We start from the raw sequence: 995 nt of genomic DNA on the forward strand, positions 1-995 counted from the left end.
TGACGTCCCCCCATCGCTTTGGTCCGGCGTGAGTGCGAGTTTTCCGGTTTTGTGAGACCCTGAGGGGAGGAGCAGAGCCGTGAAGAAGAGCAGGTTCACCGAGGAGCAGATCGCCTTCGCGCTGAAGCAGGCCGAGACCGGGACACCGGTCGCGGAGGTGCTGCGTCGGATGGGCATCTCCGAGCAGACGTTTTACCGCTGGAAGAAGCTCTACGGCGGCTTGGGCACAGGCGAGCTGAGGCGGCTGAAGCAGCTTGAGGACGAGAACCGCAAGCTCAAGCAACTCGTGGCCGATCTGAGCCTCGACAAGCACATCTTGCAGGACGTGCTCGCAAAAAAGCTCTGACGCCTGCTCGGCGACGCGAACTCGTGCACCAGGTTCAGGAGGCGCACGGGGTGAGCGAGCGGCGCGGCTGCGCCGCGCTCGGCGTCGGCCGGTCGGGCGTCCGCTACCGCTCGACCAAGCCCGATCAGGCACCACTGCGGATGCGCATCTGCGATCTGGCCAAGAGCCGGGTGCGCTACGGCTACTTCAGGATCTACATCCTGCTGCGCCGGGAAGGTTGGCGGGTGAATCACAAAAGGGTCCACCGCCTCTACAGGGATGAGGGCCTTAGCCTGCGGCTCAAGCGGCCCCGCCGGCACGTCAGTGCGGCACACCGTGAGCGTCAGCCGGCCGCGCTCCGGCCGAACGAACGCTGGTCGATGGACTTCGTCTCCGACGCGCTGTTCGATGGCCGCCGGCTGCGAGCTCTGACGGTCGTCGATGCGTTCACGCGCGAGGCCCTGGCGATTGAGGTCGACCAAGGCAACAAGGGCGAGCAGGTCGTGGCGGTCGTCGCCCGCTTGGCAATGCTGCGCGGAGCACCGTGCGCGATCCAGGTCGATAATGGGCCTGAGTTCGTCTCGAAAGCACTCGACCGCTGGGCCTACGAGAACGGCGTCACGTTGGACTTCTCGCGCCCTGGCAAGCCGACCGACAACGCGCTGGTCGA

General features: G+C 65.8%; 1 pseudogene. It reads left to right on the plus strand.

Annotation, left to right across the window (positions count from 1 at the left end):
- Positions 1–79 precede the first annotated feature (79 nt).
- A pseudogene (locus ACP56T_RS21870) lies at positions 80–995 on the plus strand (IS3-like element ISMex11 family transposase); the annotation flags it as partial.

The sequence above is a fragment of the Methylobacterium endophyticum genome (assembly GCF_050591105.1).
Taxonomy (GTDB): Bacteria; Pseudomonadota; Alphaproteobacteria; order Rhizobiales; family Beijerinckiaceae; genus Methylobacterium.